General features: G+C 69.2%; 21 protein-coding genes. 18 read left to right on the forward strand and 3 right to left on the reverse strand.

Annotation, left to right across the window (positions count from 1 at the left end):
- Positions 1-18 precede the first annotated feature (18 nt).
- The 16 genes from B9N97_RS00910 (at position 19) to fabG (ending at position 15,422) form a co-directional block, all read left to right on the forward strand.
- Positions 19-792 (forward strand): L-iditol 2-dehydrogenase, encoded by a 774-nt coding sequence (locus B9N97_RS00910; protein WP_085082411.1) that lies wholly within the window; start codon positions 19-21, stop codon positions 790-792.
- Between the two features lie 199 nt (positions 793-991).
- Positions 992-2,467, forward strand: coding sequence for a mannitol dehydrogenase family protein (locus B9N97_RS00915; RefSeq protein ID WP_085082413.1), 1,476 nt, complete (start codon positions 992-994; stop codon positions 2,465-2,467).
- Between the two features lie 14 nt (positions 2,468-2,481).
- Positions 2,482-3,444 carry a PfkB family carbohydrate kinase gene (locus tag B9N97_RS00920; RefSeq protein WP_085082415.1) on the forward strand — a complete coding sequence of 321 codons (963 nt, stop codon included), beginning with the start codon at positions 2,482-2,484 and terminating at the stop codon, positions 3,442-3,444.
- A gap of 499 nt (positions 3,445-3,943) precedes the next feature.
- Positions 3,944-4,222, forward strand: coding sequence for a phosphopantetheine-binding protein (locus B9N97_RS00925; protein WP_085082417.1), 279 nt, complete (start codon positions 3,944-3,946; stop codon positions 4,220-4,222).
- Positions 4,222-4,866 (forward strand): COG4648 family protein, encoded by a 645-nt coding sequence (locus B9N97_RS00930; RefSeq protein ID WP_143266306.1) that lies wholly within the window; start codon positions 4,222-4,224, stop codon positions 4,864-4,866. Before B9N97_RS00925 ends, B9N97_RS00930 begins: the two co-directional genes overlap by 1 nt.
- Positions 4,863-6,221: an AMP-binding protein gene (locus B9N97_RS00935; protein ID WP_208621108.1), complete on the forward strand. Its 1,359-nt coding sequence runs from the start codon at positions 4,863-4,865 to the stop codon at positions 6,219-6,221. The genes B9N97_RS00930 and B9N97_RS00935 overlap by 4 nt, the downstream gene beginning before the upstream one ends.
- Before the next feature lie 11 nt (positions 6,222-6,232).
- Complete coding sequence (locus B9N97_RS35875; RefSeq protein ID WP_208621109.1) at positions 6,233-6,541, forward strand: 3-hydroxyacyl-ACP dehydratase FabZ family protein; 309 nt, start codon at positions 6,233-6,235, stop codon at positions 6,539-6,541.
- Positions 6,538-7,503, forward strand: coding sequence for an LpxL/LpxP family acyltransferase (locus tag B9N97_RS00940; RefSeq protein ID WP_085082421.1), 966 nt, complete (start codon positions 6,538-6,540; stop codon positions 7,501-7,503). Before B9N97_RS35875 ends, B9N97_RS00940 begins: the two co-directional genes overlap by 4 nt.
- A gap of 40 nt (positions 7,504-7,543) precedes the next feature.
- Positions 7,544-8,104, forward strand: coding sequence for a LolA-related protein (locus tag B9N97_RS00945; RefSeq protein WP_085082423.1), 561 nt, complete (start codon positions 7,544-7,546; stop codon positions 8,102-8,104).
- Positions 8,101-10,461 (forward strand): MMPL family transporter, encoded by a 2,361-nt coding sequence (locus B9N97_RS00950; RefSeq protein WP_085082425.1) that lies wholly within the window; start codon positions 8,101-8,103, stop codon positions 10,459-10,461. The genes B9N97_RS00945 and B9N97_RS00950 overlap by 4 nt, the downstream gene beginning before the upstream one ends.
- A complete protein-coding gene (locus B9N97_RS00955) occupies positions 10,454-11,260 on the forward strand; it encodes a polysaccharide deacetylase family protein (RefSeq protein ID WP_085082427.1) in 807 nt (268 codons plus the stop codon). Before B9N97_RS00950 ends, B9N97_RS00955 begins: the two co-directional genes overlap by 8 nt.
- The gene (locus B9N97_RS00960) at positions 11,253-12,062 is read left to right on the forward strand and encodes a class I SAM-dependent methyltransferase (RefSeq protein WP_085082429.1); all 810 of its coding nucleotides are present in this window, start codon (positions 11,253-11,255) and stop codon (positions 12,060-12,062) included. Before B9N97_RS00955 ends, B9N97_RS00960 begins: the two co-directional genes overlap by 8 nt.
- Before the next feature lie 10 nt (positions 12,063-12,072).
- A complete protein-coding gene (locus B9N97_RS00965; RefSeq protein WP_085082431.1) occupies positions 12,073-13,266 on the forward strand; it encodes a beta-ketoacyl-[acyl-carrier-protein] synthase family protein in 1,194 nt (397 codons plus the stop codon).
- The gene (locus B9N97_RS00970) at positions 13,266-14,078 is read left to right on the forward strand and encodes a beta-ketoacyl synthase chain length factor (RefSeq protein ID WP_208621110.1); all 813 of its coding nucleotides are present in this window, start codon (positions 13,266-13,268) and stop codon (positions 14,076-14,078) included. Before B9N97_RS00965 ends, B9N97_RS00970 begins: the two co-directional genes overlap by 1 nt.
- Entirely contained in the window at positions 14,069-14,518 is a 450-nt protein-coding gene (locus tag B9N97_RS00975; RefSeq protein ID WP_085082436.1) for a hotdog family protein, read from the forward strand. Before B9N97_RS00970 ends, B9N97_RS00975 begins: the two co-directional genes overlap by 10 nt.
- Before the next feature lie 178 nt (positions 14,519-14,696).
- On the forward strand, positions 14,697-15,422 hold the full coding sequence (gene fabG, locus B9N97_RS00985) for a 3-oxoacyl-ACP reductase FabG (RefSeq protein WP_244560482.1): 726 nt from the start codon (positions 14,697-14,699) through the stop codon (positions 15,420-15,422).
- Here fabG and B9N97_RS00990 read toward each other — a convergent pair.
- Genes B9N97_RS00990 through B9N97_RS01000 form a run of 3 tightly spaced genes read right to left on the reverse strand, consistent with a single transcriptional unit; the run spans position 15,403 to position 18,229 of the window.
- On the reverse strand, positions 15,403-16,188 hold the full coding sequence (locus B9N97_RS00990) for a glycosyltransferase family 2 protein (RefSeq protein ID WP_085082442.1): 786 nt from the start codon (positions 16,186-16,188) through the stop codon (positions 15,403-15,405). The two genes, fabG and B9N97_RS00990, sit on opposite strands and share 20 nt — an antisense overlap.
- Entirely contained in the window at positions 16,185-16,967 is a 783-nt protein-coding gene (locus B9N97_RS00995) for a lysophospholipid acyltransferase family protein (protein ID WP_085082444.1), read from the reverse strand. The genes B9N97_RS00990 and B9N97_RS00995 overlap by 4 nt, the downstream gene beginning before the upstream one ends.
- On the reverse strand, positions 16,916-18,229 hold the full coding sequence (locus B9N97_RS01000) for an NAD(P)/FAD-dependent oxidoreductase (protein ID WP_085082446.1): 1,314 nt from the start codon (positions 18,227-18,229) through the stop codon (positions 16,916-16,918). The genes B9N97_RS00995 and B9N97_RS01000 overlap by 52 nt, the downstream gene beginning before the upstream one ends.
- Positions 18,230-18,639: 410 nt before the next feature.
- On the opposite strand from B9N97_RS01000, the gene B9N97_RS01005 reads away from it, so the two are divergent.
- Together B9N97_RS01005 and B9N97_RS01010 are read left to right on the forward strand one after the other, a co-directional pair.
- Positions 18,640-19,500, forward strand: coding sequence for a MipA/OmpV family protein (locus B9N97_RS01005; protein WP_167393158.1), 861 nt, complete (start codon positions 18,640-18,642; stop codon positions 19,498-19,500).
- A 31-nt stretch (positions 19,501-19,531) separates the two neighbouring features.
- A complete protein-coding gene (locus tag B9N97_RS01010; protein WP_085082450.1) occupies positions 19,532-20,311 on the forward strand; it encodes a class I SAM-dependent methyltransferase in 780 nt (259 codons plus the stop codon).
- Positions 20,312-20,327 lie beyond the last annotated feature (16 nt).

Consider the following 20,327-nt stretch of genomic DNA (forward strand, 5'->3'; position numbering starts at 1 on the left):
CCTATGAAAGGTGGCCCCATGAAACGTCTCGACGGCAAATCGGCCATCATCACCGGCGCCGCCCGCGGCATCGGCCGCGCCTTCGCCGCCGCTTATGTCGCCGAGGGTGCGACGGTCGCCATCGCCGACATCAACCTCGCCGCGGCGGAGCAGGCAGCGGCGGAGATCGGCCCCGGCGCCTACGCCGTGGCGCTCGACGTGACCAGCCAGTCCTCCATCGACGCGGCGGTCGCCACGGTGGTGGAGCGGGCCGGCGGCATCGACATCCTGATCAACAACGCCGCCCTGTTCGACCTCGCCCCCATCGTCGAGATCACGCGGGAGAGCTATGACCGCCTGTTCTCGATCAACGTCGCCGGCACGCTGTTCACGTTGCAGGCGGTGGCAAAGCGGATGATCGCCCAGGGCCGCGGCGGCAAGATCATCAACATGGCTTCCCAGGCCGGGCGGCGCGGCGAAGCGCTGGTCGGCGTCTACTGCGCCACCAAGGCGGCGGTCATCAGCCTGACCCAGTCGGCCGGCCTGAACCTGATAAAGCACGGCATCAACGTCAACGCCATCGCCCCCGGCGTGGTGGATGGCGAGCATTGGGACGGCGTCGACGCCCTGTTCGCCCGCCACGAGGGCCTCCAGCCCGGCGAGAAGAAGCGCATGGTCGGCGAAGCGGTCCCCTTCGGCCGCATGGGCCGTGCCGAGGATCTGACCGGCATGGCGATCTTCCTGGCCAGCCCTGAGGCCGACTACATCGTCGCCCAAACCTACAACGTCGACGGCGGCAACTGGATGAGTTGATACGCCTCCCTCTCCCGCCCCGGGAGAGGGAAGGGGCCCATGCGAAGCATGGGAAGGGTGAGGGGTGATCCCGACATGGATTTCTGATCCTTGCCTCACCCCTCACCCTCCCCACGCCTTCGGCGCGGGTCCCCTCCCTCTCCCGGGACGGGAGAGGGAGATACATCTCACCTCCGCCGTCCACCGCAGGACCTCCGCCATGACCATCGCCCTTTCCGCCGCCACCCTCCCCGACATCGCCGCCCGCGCCTCGGTGCCGGTCTACGACCGTTCCGCCCTGACCGCCGGGATCCTGCATTTCGGCGTCGGCAACTTCCACCGCGCCCATCAGGCGGTCTATCTCGACAGCCTGTTCGCCCAGGGCCGCGACCATGACTGGGCGATCCTCGGCGCCGGGGTGATGCCGTCGGACCAGCGCATGCGCGACGCGCTGGAAGGCCAGGACTGGCTGACCACCGTGGTCGAGCAGTCCGGCGCGCAGAGCCTCGCCCGCGTCACCGGCGCGATGGTCGGCATGCTGCCGGTCGGCGACGCCGACGCCATCATCGCCAAGCTCGCCGACCCGGCGATCCGCATCGTCTCGCTGACGGTGACGGAGGGCGGCTATTACATCGACGCCGCCGGCACGTTCGACGCCAACCATCCGGCGATCCGTGCCGACATCGCCGTGCCCGCCCGCCCAACCACCGTTTTCGGCCTGATTGTCGCCGGTCTGGCCCGCCGCCGCGCCGACGGAACGGTGCCCTTCACCGTCATGTCCTGCGACAACATCCCCCACAACGGCGTCGTCACCCGCAACGCCGTGCTGGGCATCGCCAAGGGCATCGACCCTGACCTCGCCGACTGGATCGACGCCTCCGTCGCCTTCCCCAACGGCATGGTCGACCGCATCACGCCTGCCACCGGCGTGCAGGAGCGCGAGACCCTCGACCGCGAGTTCGGCATCGCCGACAACTGGCCGGTCTTCTGCGAGGACTTCACCCAATGGGTGCTGGAGGACCGCTTCTCCGCCGGCCGCCCGGCTTTGGAGGCGGTGGGCGTGCAGTTCGTCCCCGACGTGACGCCCTTCGAGACGATGAAGATCCGCATCCTCAACGGTGGCCATGCGGTGATCGCCTATCCCGCCGGCCTGCTCGGCATCACCTATGCGCATGAGGCGATGGAAACCCCGCTGATCCGCGCCTTCCTGCAGAAGATCGAGCGGGAAGAGATCATCCCCACCGTCCCGCCGGTGCCGGGCACCGACCTCGCCAGCTATTTTGGCATCATCGAGCGCCGCTTCGCCAATCCCAAGATCAAGGACACCATTCGCCGACTCTGCCTGGACGGCTCCAACCGCCAGCCGAAATTCATCGTCCCGTCCATCGCCGACCGCCTCAAAGCCGGCGCCGGCATCGAGGGGCTTGCGCTGGAATCGGCGCTGTGGTGCCGCTACTGCTTCGGCACCACCGACGACGGCCAGCCGATCGAGCCGAACGACCCCAACTGGGACCGCCTGACCGCCGTCGCCCGTCAGGCCCGCAACGAGCCGACGGCGTGGCTCGGCATGGACGACGTCTATGGCGAGGTCGGCCGGGCGCAGCCCTTCCGCGACGCCTTCTCCGCCGCCCTGCGCGCCCTGTGGGCGGACGGCACCCGCGCCGTGCTCGCCCGCTATACCGGCGTCGCCAGCTGAAGGACGACCACGCCATGACCGCTTTGCAACCGCCCGATGTGATTTGCCTGGGCGAGGTGCTGATCGACTTCATGCCCGCCGGCCCGGCGCAGCCCGGCGTGATCGGCGCCTTCGACCCGGCGCCGGGCGGGGCGCCGGCGAATGTCGCGGTCGGTCTGGCCCGGCTGGGGGTGCGCAGCGCCTTCATGGGCCGGACGGCGGCGGACGGCTTCGGTCGCTTCCTGGCGCGCGCGCTGACCATGGCCGGCGTCGATGTCTCGCGCCTGCGCCTCGTGCCCGACGCCAAGACCCCCGTCGCCTTCGTCTCCCTCGACGAGGAGGGGGAGCGGGAGTTCCTGTTCTATGGCGAGCCGATGGCCGGCTTCTCCGCCGCCGACCTAGATCTCGACGCCATCGCTGCCGCCCGCCTGCTGCATTCCGGCTCCATCGGCCTGATCGACCGATCCGCGCGCGACGCCAGCCGGCTGGCGGTGGAGACTGCGCGCCGCAACGGCCGGCTGGTCTCCTTCGACGCCAACCTGCGCCTCGCCCTGTGGCCCGACCGCGATACGGCCGAGCGCCTGATCCGCCAAGGCATCGCCGCCGCCTCCATCGTCAAGCTGAGCGACGAGGAACTGGAGTTCCTGACCGGCAGCGCCGATCCCGACACCGCCGGCCGCAGCCTCTGGCACGAGGACCTGCGCCTTTTGGTGGTGACGCATGGCCGCAACGGTTGCACCTTCCTGACCGCCGACGCCTCGGGCCATGTGCCGGGTTTGTCCGTCACCGCCGTCGACACCACCGGCGCCGGCGATGCCTTCGTCGCCGCCCTGCTCGCCGGCATCCTTGAGGATGTGGACACCGCCTTCACCCCCGACCGCCTGCGCGACATCTGCCGCTTCGCCAACGCCGCCGGCGCCCTGACCACCACCGCCCCCGGCGCCATCCCCTCCCTGCCCGACCGCGCCGCGATCGACCGCCTGCTGGGCCAATTTTGAAGCTTTCCGTGGTGTGGCGCCAGGCACGGGATTAGAGTTTCCGGATCAAGCCCACGCTATCCCCTCTCCCGCCGGGATCCCCTCTCCCCCCCCGGGGAGAGGGTTAGGGTGAGGGGGTCGCGCGGCGAGGATCTACAAGCGTCGCGCACTCCCCGTTCCCCACCAAATCCACTCCATGCACCCCCCTCACCCCGACCCTCTCCCCGGGGGGGAGAGGGAGAATGAAACACTGAACAGCACCCCGAAAACTGTTCCATAGCGTTCCAAACGTTCCACTCCCAGGGCGCCTCCACCCCCAACCATCACCTCTAGAAAGAAACTCAATCTTTAACAAAACAAATTGATCACTCCAAAATAATGATGGCGCGGCTCCGGGTGCCTAGCTATCGTGACGCCTGAAATTGCGAATCCTGTCACTCCAATACGGCATTCTATACCCAATGGTTATATCCAAAGGAGTAGAATATCCCGGAAGCGGCAGGCGTTGCTTTAGTGAGGCATGATGAGTGACTTGCAGACCCTGTCGCCGACCGAACTTGAATTGGCGACGCTGATCGTGAACACCCTCACCCTGGAAGCCGACCCGGAGGATATCGACCCGGACGCCCCCCTCTATGGCGAAGGGCTGGGCCTCGATTCCATCGACATCCTGGAGGTGGCGCTCGCCGTCTCCAAGACCTATGGGGTGAAGCTGCGGGCAGATGACGAGAACAACACGAAGATCTTCTCCTCGCTGCGCACCCTGAACGGCCACATCCAGCAGCTCAAAGCCGCCTGATGCCGTCCGCCGCCGCCTGGACCAGGGGAGGGGCCGCGGTGGGCGCCGGCCTGTCGCTGTTCGCGCTCTATCCCCTGCTGGTCCATGGCGCCATCGTCGCCGACCTCGACGCCGACACCGCGCTGGTGCTGGCGCTGGTCCAGGCCGGGGTGACCGGGCTGGTGGTCGGCCGGGCCGCGCCGCGCTTCCGCTGGATCGCGCTGGCCGGCGCCATCGCCCTGTTCGGCCTGTCCTGGCGCTCCGCCCGCGACGGGCTGCTGGCCGCCTCGGCGATCAGCCATGCCGCCATCTATGTCGGCCTGCTCGCCCTGTTCGGCCGCACCCTGCTGGCCGGGCGGGAGCCGCTGATCACCTGGATCGCCCGGCGCATCCGCGGCAGCCTGACCGACGAAATGCTGGTCTACACCCGCCGCGTCACCATCGCCTGGTGCCTGTTCTTCGCCGGGCAGCTGGCGATGTCGGCCCTGCTGTTCGCCTCCGCCCCGCCTGCGGTCTGGTCCTTCTTCATCAACGTCCTCGACCTGCCGCTGGTCGCCGCGATGTTCCTGACCGAATACGCCTACCGCCTGCGCAAGTTCTGGAACTACTCCCACGGCTCCATCGCCGACGTCGTCCGCGTCTTTTCGGAGCGGCCTAATCCATGACGATGCTGTCCACCACCCGCCTGCCGCTGCTGCGCCACGGCGGTCCCGACGACCTGTTCGCCCTGCATGACGGCCGGCCGGTGACGGTGCGCGCCTACCTCGCCGCCGTGCGCGATCTGGCCCGCCGCCTGCCGGACGGCACCTATCTGCTGAACCTGTGCGGCGACCGTCTGGGTTTCGCCGTCGGACTGGGCGCCGCCCTGCTGCGCCGCCAGATCTGCCTGCATCCCCCCAACGACACCCCGGCCACGCTGCGCCAGCTGGAAGAGAGCTATCCCGGCCTGATCTGCCTGACCGATGCCGGCGCCACCTACCCCGGCATGACCTGCATCCCGGCCCTGCCGCCCGACGGTCTCGACAGCCTGACCGGCTCGCCTTTCGACGCCGATCTCGCCTTCCCGGCCGATCAGGTCGCGGCCATCGCCTTCACCTCCGGCTCCACCGGCCGGCCGATGCCGCAGGTGAAAAGCTGGGGCACCCTGGTCCGCAGCGTCCATGGCGCCGGCACCGCGCTGGAGATCGCGAATCTCGGCTCCGCAGGCTTGGTGGGCACCGTGCCGCACCAGCACATGTATGGGCTGGAGTCGGTCATCCTGCTGGCGCTCCAGCATGGTCTGGTCCTGCATGGCGGCCGGCCGCTGTTCCCCGCCGACATTGCCGCCTGCCTCGCCGACCTGCCCGGCCGCCGCATCCTGGTCACCACCCCGGTCCACCTGCAGGCCCTGCTCGCCGACGGCACCGCCCTGCCACCGCTCGACTTCATCCTCTGCGCCACCGCCCCCCTGGCCCCCCAGCTCGCCATCGACGCCGAGGCGAAGCTGGGCGCCCCGCTGCACGAGATCTACGGCTGTTCGGAGACCGGTCAGCTCGCCGTCCGCCGCACCAGCGCCACGGCGGAGTGGCTGTGCATCGACGGCATCCGCCTGCGCCAGGACGAGCAAGGCACCTGGGCGTCGGGCGACTTCCTCGACGGCGAGACCCTGCTGGCCGACGTGATCGAGCTGAAGAGCGACACCCGCTTCATCCTGCACGGCCGCTCTGCCGATCAGGTCAACATCGCCGGCAAGCGCAGCTCGCTCGCCTTCCTCAACCACCATCTGAACTCGGTCGAGGGGGTGATGGACGGCGTCTTCTTCATGCCGCGGGAGGGAGACAGCGGGACCACCCGGCTCGCCGCCCTGGTGGTGGCCCCCGGCCTGACCGCAGAGACGCTGCTGGCCCGCCTGCGCGAGCGGATCGACCCGATCTTCCTGCCGCGCCCCCTGCGCTTCGTCGATGCCCTGCCGCGCAACCCGACCGGCAAGCTGCCGCGCGAGGCCCTGCTGCGGTTGCTCGACGACAGCCGTCCCGACTAGGGGACGCCGCCGTGCCCAACCGGACCGCCATCCACTTCCCCCCCGACCATCCCACCGCCGCCGGACATTTCCCCGGCAACCCGATCATTCCGGGCGCGGTCCTGCTCGACACCGCCCTGACCGCCATCGCGGCGGCAGAGGGCCTGACCTCCGCTCCCAGCCGCCTGCGCGCCGCCAAGTTCCTGCACCCGGTCCGCCCCGGCGACCGCATGCTGGTCGAATGGCAGGCGGCCCCGGCCGGCGCCATCGCCTTCACCGGCAGCGTGAACGGCCGTCCCGTGATGACCGCCACCATCATGACCGGCAGCGTGACCTCATGAAGCTCCCCCTGCGCGCCAAGCCGGCAGCGGACCCCGCGGCCTCCCCCATCGCCCCGCCGCCACCGCGCCGCCGTCGCCGCAAGGAGTGGATGACCCGGCCGGAGCGCAGCACGACCGCCGCCATCAAGTTCATCGTCTGGGTCGCCCTGCGCCTCGGCCGGCGGGCGGCGCGGCTGCTGCTCTATCCGATCTGCCTCTATTTCGTGCTGTTCTCGCGCAAGCCACGCCGGGCGTCGGCGCTGTTCCTGTCGAAGGCGCTGGGCCGCAAGCCCGGCTTCGGCGACCTGTTCCGCCACTATCACGTCTTCGCCGCCTGCCTGCTCGACCGCGTCTTCTTCCTGAACGACCAGTCCGACGATTTCGACATCCGCGTCCATGGCGAGGATATCGTCATCGACCTGATGCAGCGGGGGGAGGGTTGCCTGCTGCTCGGCGCCCATATGGGCAGCTTCGAGGCGATCCGCATGCTGGGCCACCGCCAGCGCGACCTGCGCGTCAGTCTGGTGATGTATGAGGAGAACGCCCGCAAGATCAACTCGGTCCTCAACGCCATCAACCCGCTTCTATCCATGGAGGTGATCGGGCTGGGCCGGCCGGACTCGATGCTGCGCGTGCGCGAAAGGCTGGACCAGGGTCATTTCGTCGGCATGCTCGCCGACCGCACCCTGGACGGGGAGGAAGAGGCCCGCCTGCCCTTCCTCGGCCAGCCCGCCGGCTTCGCGCTCGGCCCCTTCCAGCTGGCGGCGATGCTGAAGCGGCCGGTGGTGCTGATGGTCGGGATCTATCAAGGCGGCCGGCGTTACGACGTCCATTTCGAGCGCATCGCCGATTTCTCCAATGTGCCGGTGCAGGACCGGCCGGGGCTTGTCCGCTGGGCAGCCGGGCGCTTCGCCGACCGGCTGGAGCATCACGCCCTGTCCTCCCCCTACAACTGGTTCAATTTCTATGATTTCTGGAAATAGACCGGCCCGCCGCCCAATCCTGGCGGCCTTGGGAGCGGGCTTGGCCGCCCTGCTGCTGTCAAGCGTCGCCACACCGGCACCGGCGGCGGAATCCTGGGGCCTGGAGGATCTGTTCGCTCGCTTCGCCAAGATCGCCGCCTCCAGCGCCCGCTTCACCGAGACGCGCGAGATCGGCATGCTGACCGCCCCGCTGGAAAGCAGCGGCACGCTGACCTACCGCCGCCCGGACTTCCTGGAAAAGCGTACCCTGCAGCCCCAGTTGGAAGGCCTGCGGCTGGAGGGCGACCGGCTGACCCTGACCCAGGCGGACGGCGCGTCGCGCACGCTGTCGGTGTCCGCCATGCCGGAAATCCAGACCTATGTGGAGAGCATCCGCGCCACCCTGCGCGGCGACGTGCCAACCATCATGCGCTTCTACGAAGTGGCTTTGGAAGGCACGCTGCAGGATTGGCGCATGCAGCTGACCCCACGGGCGGAGGAGGCGCGCAGGACCGTACAGCGCATCGTCATCGCCGGCCGCGGTGCCGTCATCCGCCGGATCGAGGTTCTCCAGGCCGACGGCGACCGCTCCATCATGACCATCCAGCCCGATCCTGCATGACGGCGGCGGTACGAAGGGGCGGATGGGCCATCGCGCTGTGGCTGGCCGGGCTGATTGCCTGCGGCCTTCTGGTTGCGCGCACGCCGGTCACCGCCGACCTGTCCGCCTTCCTGCCGCGCTCCCCCTCCGCCACCCAGCAATTGCTGGTCGACCAGCTGCGCGACGGCGTCGTCTCCCGCCTGATCCTGGTCGCCATCGAAGGCGACGAGCCGGATCGCCTGACCGACCTCAGCCGCGCGCTCGCCGCCCGGCTGCGCGGCAACCCGCTGGTGGCGGCGGTCGAAAATGGCGAGCGGACGGCGCACGGCGCCGATGGTGCCTATCTCTGGTCCAACCGCTATCTCCTCAGCCCCGCCGTCACCCCTGACCGCTTCACCGCCGAGGGTCTGCGCGAAGCCCTGCAGAACGACCTACGCCTGCTGCAATCGCCCGCCGGCATGGCCCTGAAGCAGGCGTTGCCGGCCGATCCCACCGCCGAGATCCTGCGCCTGACCGACCGGATGCTCGGCGACGCAACTGGCCCGGCCAGCCGCAACGGCGTGTGGATGTCCGCCGACGGGTCGCGGGCACTGCTGCTGGTGCAGACCACTGCCCCGGGCTTCGACATGGACGCCCAGCAGCAGACGCTCGACCTAGTCCGCGGCGCCTTCGACGAGGCACGGGCGGCGACCGGCTCCGCCCAACTGGTGATGACCGGGCCGGCCGTCTTCTCCGTCCAGACCCGCGACCGGATCGAGGCGGACGCCCGACGATCCTCCATCATCGCCACGGTGCTGGTGGCCGGGGTGCTGCTGCTGGTCTACCGATCCCTTCGCGCATTGGTCCTGTCGCTGCTGCCGGCGGCGACCGGCGCGCTGGCCGGGGTTGCGGCGGTGGGCTTGAGCTTCGGCACGGTGCATGGCATCACGCTGGGGTTCGGCGTCACCCTGCTGGGCGAGAGCGTCGATTACGCCATCTACCTGTTCACCCAGACCCAGCCGGGCAGCCCGGCGCGCCGCACCCTGCTGCGCATCTGGCCGACCCTGCTCCTGGGGGTGGCGACCTCCGTCGTCGGATTCGGCACCATGCTGTTCTCCAGCTTCAGCGGCTTGGCGCAACTCGGCCTGTTCTCCATCACCGGGCTGGTGGTGGCATTGGCGGTCACCCGCTGGGTGCTGCCGTCGCTGCTCCCGCAGGACTATTCCACCGAACGCCCGGCAAGGCTGGCACCGCTGCTGACCACCCTGACCAGTGCGGCCCCGGCCTTGCGCCTGCCGCTCGTCGCCGTGACGCTGCTGTCTCTGGCATGGCTGGCCTATCAGGGTGCGACCGTCTGGTCGGCCGAGCTGTCCAGCCTCAGCCCGGTCGCCGAAGCCGACCAGCGGCTTGACGAGGCATTGCGCCGCGACCTCGGCGCCCCCGACGCCGGCCATCTGCTGGTCACCGGCGCCCCGACGGTGGACGGGGCGCTGGCCGCCGCCGAACGCCTCTCCGCCTCGCTGGAGGCACTGGCCCGCGACCATCTGATCGCCGGTTACGACTCCCCCGCCCTCGTCCTTCCAAGCCAGGAGGCGCAGCGCGCGCGCCAAGCCGCCCTGCCATCGCCCGACCAGCTGCGCACCGCCCTGACCAAAGCCCTGCAAGACCTGCCCTTCCGCGCGGGCGCCTTCGCCCCCTTCCTGACCGACATCGAAAATGCCCGGAGCCAGCCATTGCTGACGCCGGCCAGCCTGGACGGCACCAGCCTGAAGCTGAAATTCGACTCGTTGCTGGTCCGCACCGGCACCGGCTGGACCGCCATGCTGCCCCTGCGCGGAGTCGCCGACCCGCAGGCGCTCAGCATCCGGCTGGCCGGCGACCCGGCGGCCAAGGGCGCCATCCTGCTGAACCTGAAGGAGGAATCCGACAGCCTGTACCGCACCTATCGGCAGGAGGCGCTGACGCTGGCCGTCCTCGGCGCCATCGCCATCACGATGCTGCTGGCGGCGGCCCTGCGGTCCGTCCGCTCGCTGGTCGCGGCGGTGATGCCGCTGGCCGCGGCGGTGGTCATCACCATGGCCTTGCTGACCGTTCTGGGACAGACGCTGTCGATCTTCCATCTGGTGGGCCTGCTGCTGGTGGTCGGTGTCGGCTCCAACTATTCGCTGCTGTTCGAGCGGCCGGAGCCGTCCGCCGCCTTGCGCGAGCGCACCGTCGCCTCCGTCGCCATCGCCAACCTCTGTACGGTGATCGGCTTCGGCACGCTGGCGTTCTCCGGAATTCCCGTGCTGCACGGCATCGGCATGACGGTGGCCATCGGCGCCTTCCTCAGCCTCGCCTTCGCCGCGGTGCTGAGCCGCCGGCATCCCGCCGCAGCGGAGGTTCCCTGCCATGGCTGAGCGCCGGTGGACGCCATCGCCCCTGCTCCACGCCTCGGCCGCCCTGCACGTCGCCGCCCTGGCCGGTGTGTCGGCTTTGCCCGCGGCATGGCCCTGGGCGCTGGGGGCGGTGGCCGGCAACCATGCCCTGCTCGGCGCCATCGGGCTCTGGCCGCGCAGCAGCCTGCTCGGCCCCAACCTGCGCCGCCTGCCGGCGGACAATGCGCGGCGGGGCCAAGTCGGTCTCTGTTTTGACGACGGCCCCGATCCGGAGGTGACCCCCGCCGTCCTCGACCTACTCGACCGCGCGAACACCAAGGCGAGCTTCTTCTGCATCGCCGACCGCGCCGCCCGCCAACCCGCCCTGATCGACGCCATCGTCCGCCACGGGCATACGGTGGAGAACCACAGCTGGCACCATTCCCACCGCTTCGCCGCCTTGGGCATCCGCGCCATCCGCCGAGAAGTGGGGGAGGCGCAGCGCATCCTGACCGACCTTGCCGGCCGGCCACCGCGCTTCTTCAAGCCGCCGGCCGGCCTGCGGAATCCTTTGCTCGACCCTGTGCTTGCCAGCTTCGGCCTGCGTCTGGCGACCTGGACCCGGCGCGGCTACGACGCCGTGCGGCGCGACCCGGCGAGGGTGGAGCGGCGCCTCGTCCGCAACCTCGCGCCCGGCGACCTGCTGATGCTGCATGACGGTTCCGCCGCGCGCGGTGAAGACGGCCGGCCGGTGGTGCTGACGGTGCTGCCGCGCCTGCTCGACACCGTGGCCGCCCACGGGCTGACCGCCGTTTCGCTGGAGGTGGTGGCCGATGACTGACGCCGTCTTCCGTGAACTGGTCGCCGCCGCCGCGAGCCCCTACCGCCGATGCGGCCGTTACGCCTGGAATTTCGCCAAGGGCAAGCTGTCCGGCGATCCCGTCTTCCGTCACCTGCTGACCCAGCCGCTGCTGCCAACCTGTGGCCGGCTTCTCGACCTCGGTTGCGGCCAAGGTGTCCTGACGGCGTTGCTGCGCGCGGCGGCGACGCGGCACGCAGCCGGCGGCTGGCCGGCCGACTGGCCCGTTCCTCCCGCCGCCCTCGCCACGCAGGGCGTCGAACTGTCGCCGAGGCGGGTGCGGATCGCCCGATCGGCGTTGGGTACCGATGCCGTCGTCCAGGGCGACATCCGCAACGCCGCCCTGCCGCCCTGCGAGGCCATCGTCATCCTCGACGTTCTGCTCTACCTGAGCCGCAGCGAACAGGCGGCAATGCTCGCCCGCTGCGCCGACGCGCTGGCACCGGGCGGACTGCTGCTGTTGCGGGAGGCCGACGCCGGCGGCGGCCTGCCCTTCCAAATCACCCGCTGGGCCGAGCAGATCGCCTGTGCCGCCCGTGGCCGCTGGCGCCAGCCCCTGACTTACCGTCCGGCAGCGGAGTGGTCCGCACTGCTGGTTGATTTAGGCTTCGTCACGGAGGCTCTGCCGATGAGCCAGGGCACACCATTCGCCAACACCTTGTTCATAGGCCGCCGAAGCAACGCCTCAGTCCAAATTTGTCCTTCCGGGCATGAATTTTCCAATGCTAGCATTTCACCGGAAATGAAACCGCAATCTGCCGCCTGCCCCGCCCAACGATCATAAGAACTTCATCGTGCATCCACTTTCCCTAAGCCATATGAGCATCGTCAGCAGTCTTGGCGCCGGCCAGAATGCAACCCTGGATGCTCTGCGCAACGGCCGGGGCGGCCTGAAACCTTGCAGTTTCGAGACGGTCACGCTCGACACGCACATCGGCGAGGTGGCGGGGCTGGAGGACATCCTGTTGCCGCCGGAGCTTGCGAGTTATGACTGCCGCAACAACCGGCTGGCCGAGATGGCACTGCACCAGGACGGCTTCGCCGATGCGGTCGCCGCAGCGCGCGAGCGCTATGGCGCCGACCGGATCGGGGTTTTCCTGGGCACCAGCACCTCCGGCATCCTGTCTGCCGAATTGGCGTTCCGGGCGCGCGACCCGCAGACCGGGGCCTTGCCCGCCGCCTTCAGCTTCGCCACCACCCACAGCACCGGTTCGCTCGCCGACTTCGTCCGCCACCGGCTGGGGCTGGAGGGACCAGCCTTCGTCGTCTCCTCCGCCTGCGCGACGACGTCGAAGGTCTTCGCCAACGCCGCGCGCATGATCGCCACCGGCCTCTGCGACGCCGCCGTGGTCGGCGGGGCCGACAGCCTGTGCCTGACGACGCTCTACGGCTTCCATTCGCTGGAACTGATCTCCCCCACCCCCTGCCGACCCTTTGACGCGGAGCGCAGCGGCGTCTCGCTCGGCGAGGGCGCCGGCTTCGCCCTGCTGGAGCGCGCGGCCGATAAGCCGCCGCCCGGCAGCATCAATCTGTTGGGCGCTGGCGAGAGCAACGACGCGCACCACATGTCGACCCCGCATCCGGAAGGGCTGGGCGCCCGGCTGGCGATGGAGCGGGCGCTGGCCAGCGCCGGCCTGCGCCCCACCGATATCGACTATGTCAACCTGCACGGCACCGCCACCAGCTACGGCGACGCGGCGGAGGATCAGGCGATCACCGGCCTGCTCGGCACCCGCACCCCGGTCAGTTCCACCAAGGGCTACACCGGTCACACGCTGGGTGCCGCCGGCATCGTCGAGGCCATCATCAGCGTGCTGGCGCTGCGCACCGGCCTGATCCCCGGAAGCCCGCAGACCCGCAACCTCGACCCCGCCCTGCGCTGCCGCTATCTGCTGGCCAACGAGAACGGACGGCTCGACCGGGTGATGACCAACTCCTTCGGCTTCGGCGGCAGCAACAGCAGCCTGATCTTCGGGTGGGCCGCCTGATGCGGGCCTATGTCGAGGGCATCGGCCTGCTCGGCCCCGGTCTTCCGGGCTGGGCCGACTCGCGCGCCATCCTGGCCGGCGAGCGCCCCTATGTCGCGGCCCCGGCCGTGCTGACCGCCAGTCCGCTCCTGCCCCCGGCCGAACGGCGGCGCAGCGTGCCCACCGTCAAGCTCGCCATGGCGGTGGGGGCGGAGGCGTTGGAGCAGGCCGGCCGCGACCCGGCAACCGTCGCCACCGTCTTCACTTCCTCCAGCGGCGATCCCGACACGCTGCACCAGATCCTGGAGACCCTGGCGACGGAGGAGCGCGACATCTCGCCGACGCGCTTCCACAACTCCGTCCACAACGCGCCGGCCGGCTATTGGAGCATCGCCACCCGCTGCCGCGAGCCCTCCACCAGCCTGTCGGCCCATGACGAGAGCTTCCAGACCGGCCTGCTGGAGGCGGCGGCGGAGGTCTCTGCCGATGGCTGGACCGTCGGGCTGATCGCCTACGACCTGCCCTATCCGGAGCCGTTGAACAAGGTCCGTCCCATCGCCGGCATCTTCGGCACCGCCCTGCTGCTGACCCCGCAACCGACCGACCGCTGCCTCGCCCGGTTGGACATCGGGCTGTCGCGCGGAGGGGAGCCGGTCAGCCTCATGGCCGACCTCGGCCTGGAGGCCCTGCGCACCGGCAATCCGACCGCCCGCGCCCTGCCGCTGCTGGCGGCGCTGGCGCGGGTGATTGCCGGCGGTACGCCGGAAACGGTGATGCTCGACCTGCCGCCGGGCGGGCGGGTGGTGGTGCGGGTCGGCGCGCCATGCCGATGACGCGCGAACAGCTGGCGGCGCTGATCCCCCACGCCGGCACCATGTGCCTGCTGGACGGCGTGCTGTCCTGGGACCGCAGCCGCATCCGCTGCATTGCCCGCAGCCACCGCGACACGGGCAACCCGCTGCGCCATGCCGGGCGGCTCGCCGCGCTGTGCGGGGTCGAATATGCGTCCCAGGCGATGGCGGTGCATGGCGGGCTGACGGCCGGCGGTGAACGCCCCGCTGCCGGCTATCTCGCCAGCCTGCGCGACCTTGCCTGCCACGTCGCCCGGCTCGACGACATCGCGGAGGATCTGGTCATCGACGCCGAGAACTTGACGGGCGAGGGCAGCCGGGTGATCTACGCCTTCTCCCTATCGGCCGGAGACCGGGAACTGCTGAGCGGCCGGGCGGCGGTGGTGATCGACACCGAGATTATTGGGGTGGAGAAGGCATGAGGGAGATGTTGAGCGCGGTCTGGCGAAATCTCCCTCTCCCCCCCGGGGAGAGGGTCGGGGTGAGGGGGAGGCACTGCGTTCCCTTCCGAGAATCCTCACCCCGCGTCCCCCTCACCCTAACCCTCTCCCCGGGGGGGAGAGGGGAATCATCTGCACTGGATGACCATGAGCGTTCGCCATGGGCATGAAACGCGCACTCGTCACCGGCGGCAGCGGCGCGCTGGGTGCCGCCATCAGCAAGACGCTCGCCGCCGCCGGCAGTCATGTGCTGGTCCACGCCAACGGCTCCCCCGCCCGCGCCGAAGCTCTGGTGGCGGAGATCACAGCATCCGGCGGATCGGCGGAAGCGATCGTCTTCGACGTCACCGACGCCGAGGCCACCGCCGCCGCCCTGGACCGGGCGCTGGAGTCCGGCCCCATCCAGATCCTGATCAACAATGCCGGAATCCATGACGATGCGGTGATGCCGGCGATGCGGCGGGAACAGTGGAACCGCGTCATCGACGTGTCGCTGAACGGCTTCTTCAACGTGACGCAGCCGCTGCTGATGCCGATGATCGGAACGCGCTGGGGCCGGATCGTCAACCTGTCGTCGGTAGCGGCCGTTGCCGGCAACCGCGGCCAGACCAACTATGCCGCCGCCAAGGCCGGGCTGCATGGCGCGACCAAATCGCTGGCGCTGGAACTCGCGCCGCGCAGCATCACCGTCAACGCGGTGGCGCCGGGCATCATCGCGTCCCCCATGGCCGATGCCGCCTTCGATGCCGAGACGGTCAAGCGGATGGTGCCGATGAAGCGCGCTGGCCGGCCGGAGGAGGTGGCCGACCTCGTCGCCTTCCTGGCGTCCGACCGCGCCGCCTATATCTCGGGCCAGATCGTCTCTATCAACGGAGGGATGATCTGAGCGGCCGCGACCGCACCCGCCGGACCGCCAGCATCGGCAGCCGGCCGATGAAACCCAGCATCAGCCGGGTGTGCATCCAGGTCAGCAGGGCGTTGTCGCGGACGTAGTTGAAGTGGGAGACGCCACCCTCCTCCGCCTTGAAATAGCGGACGGGGGCCGGCACGTTGATGGTCGGCAGGCCGGCCCAGCAGAGGCGCACCGCCGCCTCCGGATCGAAGTCGAAGCGGCGCATCCACGGATTGCGCCGCATCACCGCGCGCAGCGGCTTGATCGGATAGACACGGAAGCCGAACAGCGAATCGCCGATTCCGCCCCACAGCGTCTCCAGATTGGCCCACCAGTTGGAGATTTTACGCCCGCCAACCCGCAGCCGCGGTGCTGCAGCATCGAACACCGGCTTTCCCAGCACCAGCGCGTCGGGGTTGGCCAGCGACACGCCCTGGAATTGCGGGATTCGGTCGGCCGGATGCTGGCCGTCGGCGTCCATGGTCAGCGCGTGTGTGAAGCCGCAGCGCTCCGCCTCCTCCAGCCCATGCAGGACGGCGGCGCCCTTGCCGCGGTTGGCCGGCAGTTCCAGCACGCGCAGGTGCGGATCCTCGGCCGCCATCGCCCGCAGTTCCGACGCCGTTCCGTCGGTGCTGCCGTCGATGACGACCCAGACCGGCGCCCAGTGCGCGCGGGCATCCCGCACCGTCTCGAACAGCTTCGGGCCGGTGTTGTAGCTCGGGATCAGGACCAGATGGCTGGTCGAGGGGTCGGGTGTCACAGCTCTGTCCTGTAGTGGCGTTCCAGATCCCCGACCAGCCCGCGCACGTCGGTCGGCGGATCGAAGCGGCGGCCGAGGCGGACGGTGTAGACCAGCGGGAACTCCGGCTTGCGGAACAGCGGCCAGCCCTTGCCGAGGAAGTTGCTGTTGGCGTCGATGAAGACGGTCTGCACCGGCGCCCCTGCCGTCTTGGCGATCAGGGCGAAGCCGCCCTTCAGCGGGTTGACCGGCCCCCGCTCCGTCCTCGTGCCTTCGGGGAAAATCAGCAGTTGGTGACCCGCGCGCACCCGCTGCGCCGCCATCTTGACCAGCGAATTCGGCGCGTCGTTGCGGATATAGCCGGCCATCCGCGCCCCGCCGCCGAAGAGGAGATTGTCGTAGACCGGAGCCTTGGCGATGCAGACGACGTCCGGCAGGCGCGAGATCAGCAGCACGGCATCCAGGATCGACGGATGGTTCGGGCAGATCAGCAGGCCGCCGTGGCCCTTCAATTCGTCCAGGGCCGACAGGTCGGTCCTCAGCACCCCGCAGGCGCGCAATGTGCCCAGATACAGGCGAAATCCCGTCCTGATCGCCTGCCGTCCAAGCGGACCGGCGACCCGGCGCGGCAGAAGCGGGCCGATCAGCGCCGCGGTCAGGCTCCAGGCCAGCGACATCAGGCCGAACAGGAACAGCAGACCGTAGAAAAGGGGATATTCCCAGGCCCGCCGGACCGCGCCAAGAAGGGTTAGACCGCGTCGCCCACGGGGGTGCGCACGTTCCGCCGCCGTTTCCGCCATGCCATGTAGTTCCTTTTGAAGTCCAGCAGGGCGTTCAAGTAGTAGATCGCCTTGAATATCTTCAGCCGCGTCTTGATCGGCGACGGGCGGAAGACGTCGCCGGCCAGAAGCGACAGCAGCGCCTCCTCCACCCGGAAGACGTTGCGTGGTCCCATGAACAGGTTGCGCAGCGCCGGCGTCGTCACCCGGTAGATGTACCAGGAGAAGGTGCCGATGCCCTGGCGGACCGTCCGCTCGAAATGCTTCAGCACCTGTTCCTGGCGCGCCGGCTCGCGCAGGCAGGCATCGACCGCCTCGGCCCCTTCGAAGGCGCTGGTCATCGCCAGATAGACGCCGGTGGAGAACACCGGGTCGATGAAGGCGAAGGCATCGCCCAGCATGACATAACCCGGCCCAGACATGCGGTCGGCCTGATAGGAGAAGTTACCGGTCCCCGTCACCGGGCCGGTCAGTTCCGCCCCCTCCAGCCGCTCCGCCAGCGCCGGGCAGAGCGCCACCGTATCAAGGAAGAAGCGGGTCTGGTCGGTCTTGCGCGTCTTGAAATAATAGGGCCAGCACACCGCCCCGACGCTGGTGGTGCCGTCCGCCAGCGGGATGAACCAGAACCAGCCATGGTCGAACCAGAAGACGGTGATGTTGCCTTCCGCCTTGCCCGGCAGCCGCTTGGCGCCGGTGAAATGGCCGAACATCGCCGCGCTGTTGTGCTTGACGTTGCGCCGCTTGATGCCGAAGCGCGACGCCAGAAGCGTGTCGCGACCGGACGCATCGACCAGGAAGCGGGTGCGCAGGGTGCGGATCGTCCCGTCCTCCTGCCGCGCGGTGACGGTGGTGCCCTCGCTGCCCTGGACGTCGACGTCCGTCACCTTGCAGCCCTCAATGACGGTGGCGCCCTTGGTGGCGGCATTGCGGATCAGGATGTGGTCGAATTCCGACCGCCGGACCTGAAAGGCGTAGGGCTTTGACTTGTCCCAGGCGTTGGCGAAGTCGAAGGTGACCGCTCTGCCGTGATAGGGCGACACGAATTCCGCCCCATATTTCAGCATGCCAATCCGCTCCACCTCCTCCAGCACGCCCAGCCGCTCCAGCAGGGGCAGGTTGCAGGGAAGCAGGGATTCACCGATGTGGAAGCGCGGGTGATGGTCCTTTTCCAGCAGAACCACCCGATGGCCCTTCCCGGCCAGCAGCGCCGCCGCGGTCGACCCGGCAGGCCCGCCGCCCACCACCAGAACATCGCAGTCGTAATCGGAACAGTTCGACACCATGGGCTTTGCCGCTCTCCGCTTGTCCCGCATTGGGGTGTTCGAGGTGGATACCCGTTTCTGGCACCGCGACCGGCTGCTCTTGCCGAAATTTACCGCACCCCGTCACGCGCAATCCAGGGACAAAACCCCGACACTGCCCTTTATCCGGGGCCTACCCGAAAGGATATATCCATCTCCCATCGACATCAGCGTTCTTTGTTGCAGTATCTCTACGCAGCAATGTTTCAGAAGAATTTCGACGCTGCCGCACACTGCTGCCCGATCCCGCCAATGCACTTGAGACTTCGCAACTGGCTTGAGTGATTACCCATTTGGTGACATGCGAACCCACTTGCCTGCCGGGTTCCGCGCCCACAAGATGCCGACGGCCCGAAACCGACCAACTCAACCGGGGATGCATGGTGCGTGTGTTGCCAACGACGCTTGCCGTTGCCGCTTGCACCGTGTCGGCGATCCTCGGCCTGCCGGATCGGGGCCACGCGCAGGATGCGGGCAAGCCGCTGTTCGAGATCGGCATCGGCGGCGGTGCCGGCTACATCCCCGATTATCCCGCTGCCGACCAGAACCATGTCCAGGCCGCCGCCCTGCCCTATGTCATCTATCGCGGCGAGGTGTTCCGCGCCGACCGCAACGGCATCCAGGGGCGGCTCTACCGCTCCGACCGCGTGACCTTCGAGGTCAGCCTGGAAGGCGCGCTGGGATCTTCGGCCGACGACAACCGGGCGCGCCAGGGGATGCCCGACATCGACCTGCTGGGAGAGGTCGGGCCGGCGCTGAAGATCAACCTGCACCGCGATGGCGACCGGCGCGAACGGATCGACCTGAGCCTGCCGGTGCGCAGCGTCTTCTCCACCGACTTCAGCCGGATCAAGTACCGCGGTCTCGTCTTCTCGCCCGACGTCGCTTACAGCAAGGCCGGCATGATCGCCGACGACGACCAGTTCCGCCTCAGCCTGGGGCCGATCTTCGCGTCGAGCCATCTGATGGACTATTTCTATCAGGTGGATCCGCAATATGCGCGCGCCGGCCGCCCGGCCTACGACGCGAAGGCCGGCTATCTCGGCCTGCGCCTGCACAGTTCGCTCGTCATGCCGGTGACGGAGCGGATTTCCGCCTTCGGCGCCGTCCGGGGAGAGCTGTTTTCCGGCGCCACCAACGACGACAGCCCGCTCTACAAGCGCGCCGTCAATCTGTCGGTCGGGGCCGGTCTCACCTTCTCGCTCTACCGGTCCGACAGCCGGGTCAGCGCCGTGAACGACATTCTCGACTGAGTCCGGGACCAAACGCGAAGGAGACACCACCGTGCCGACCGAACCCTCCCCCCGCGTCGGCACCGCCGTCGAACCGCACCCGGTGCTGGACGCCTATTATGGCGACAAGGCGCAACGGCAGCATTTCGTCCGTGGCCTGTTCAACCGCACCGCCCACCATTACGACCGCATCAACGCGATCTTTGCGCTGGGCTCCGGCTCCTGGTACCGGGCGCAATGCCTGCGGCGGGCGGGCTTGCGGCCGGGCATGCGGGTGCTGGACGTCGCCATCGGCACCGGTCTGGTCGCGCGGGAGGCGGTGGCGCTCTGCGGCAATGCCCACGACGTCATCGGCCTAGACCTCAGCGAAGCGATGCTGGCCGAGGCGCGGCGCAGCCTGCCCATCCCGCTGATCCAGGGGGTGGCCGACGCGCTGCCGCTGGCGGACGAAAGCGTCGATCTCGTCACCATCGGCTACGCGCTGCGCCATGTCGGCGACCTGACCGCCACCTTCCGCGAGTTCCGCCGCGTGCTGCGCCCCGGCGGCACCGTGCTGGTGATGGAGATCGGCCGGCCGCGCCGCCCGGTCACCCGTCACCTGATGAACGCCTATCTCGGCATGGTGGTGCCGGCGGTCTCACGCCTCAGCGGCGGCGGCGAGAGCGGGCGGACGCTGATGCGCTATTACTGGGAGACAATCGACCGCTGCGTGGAGCCGGAGGTCATCACCGCCGCGATGGCGGCGGCCGGGCTGGCGCAGGTGCGCTGCGACACCGACTATGACCTGTTCAAGAACTACACCGGCAAGCGGCAGGTCGAAGCCGCGACGTAGCGGCGGATCGGACGGC

Source organism: Azospirillum oryzae (genome assembly GCF_900177515.1).
Taxonomy (GTDB): domain Bacteria; phylum Pseudomonadota; class Alphaproteobacteria; order Azospirillales; family Azospirillaceae; genus Azospirillum; species Azospirillum oryzae_A.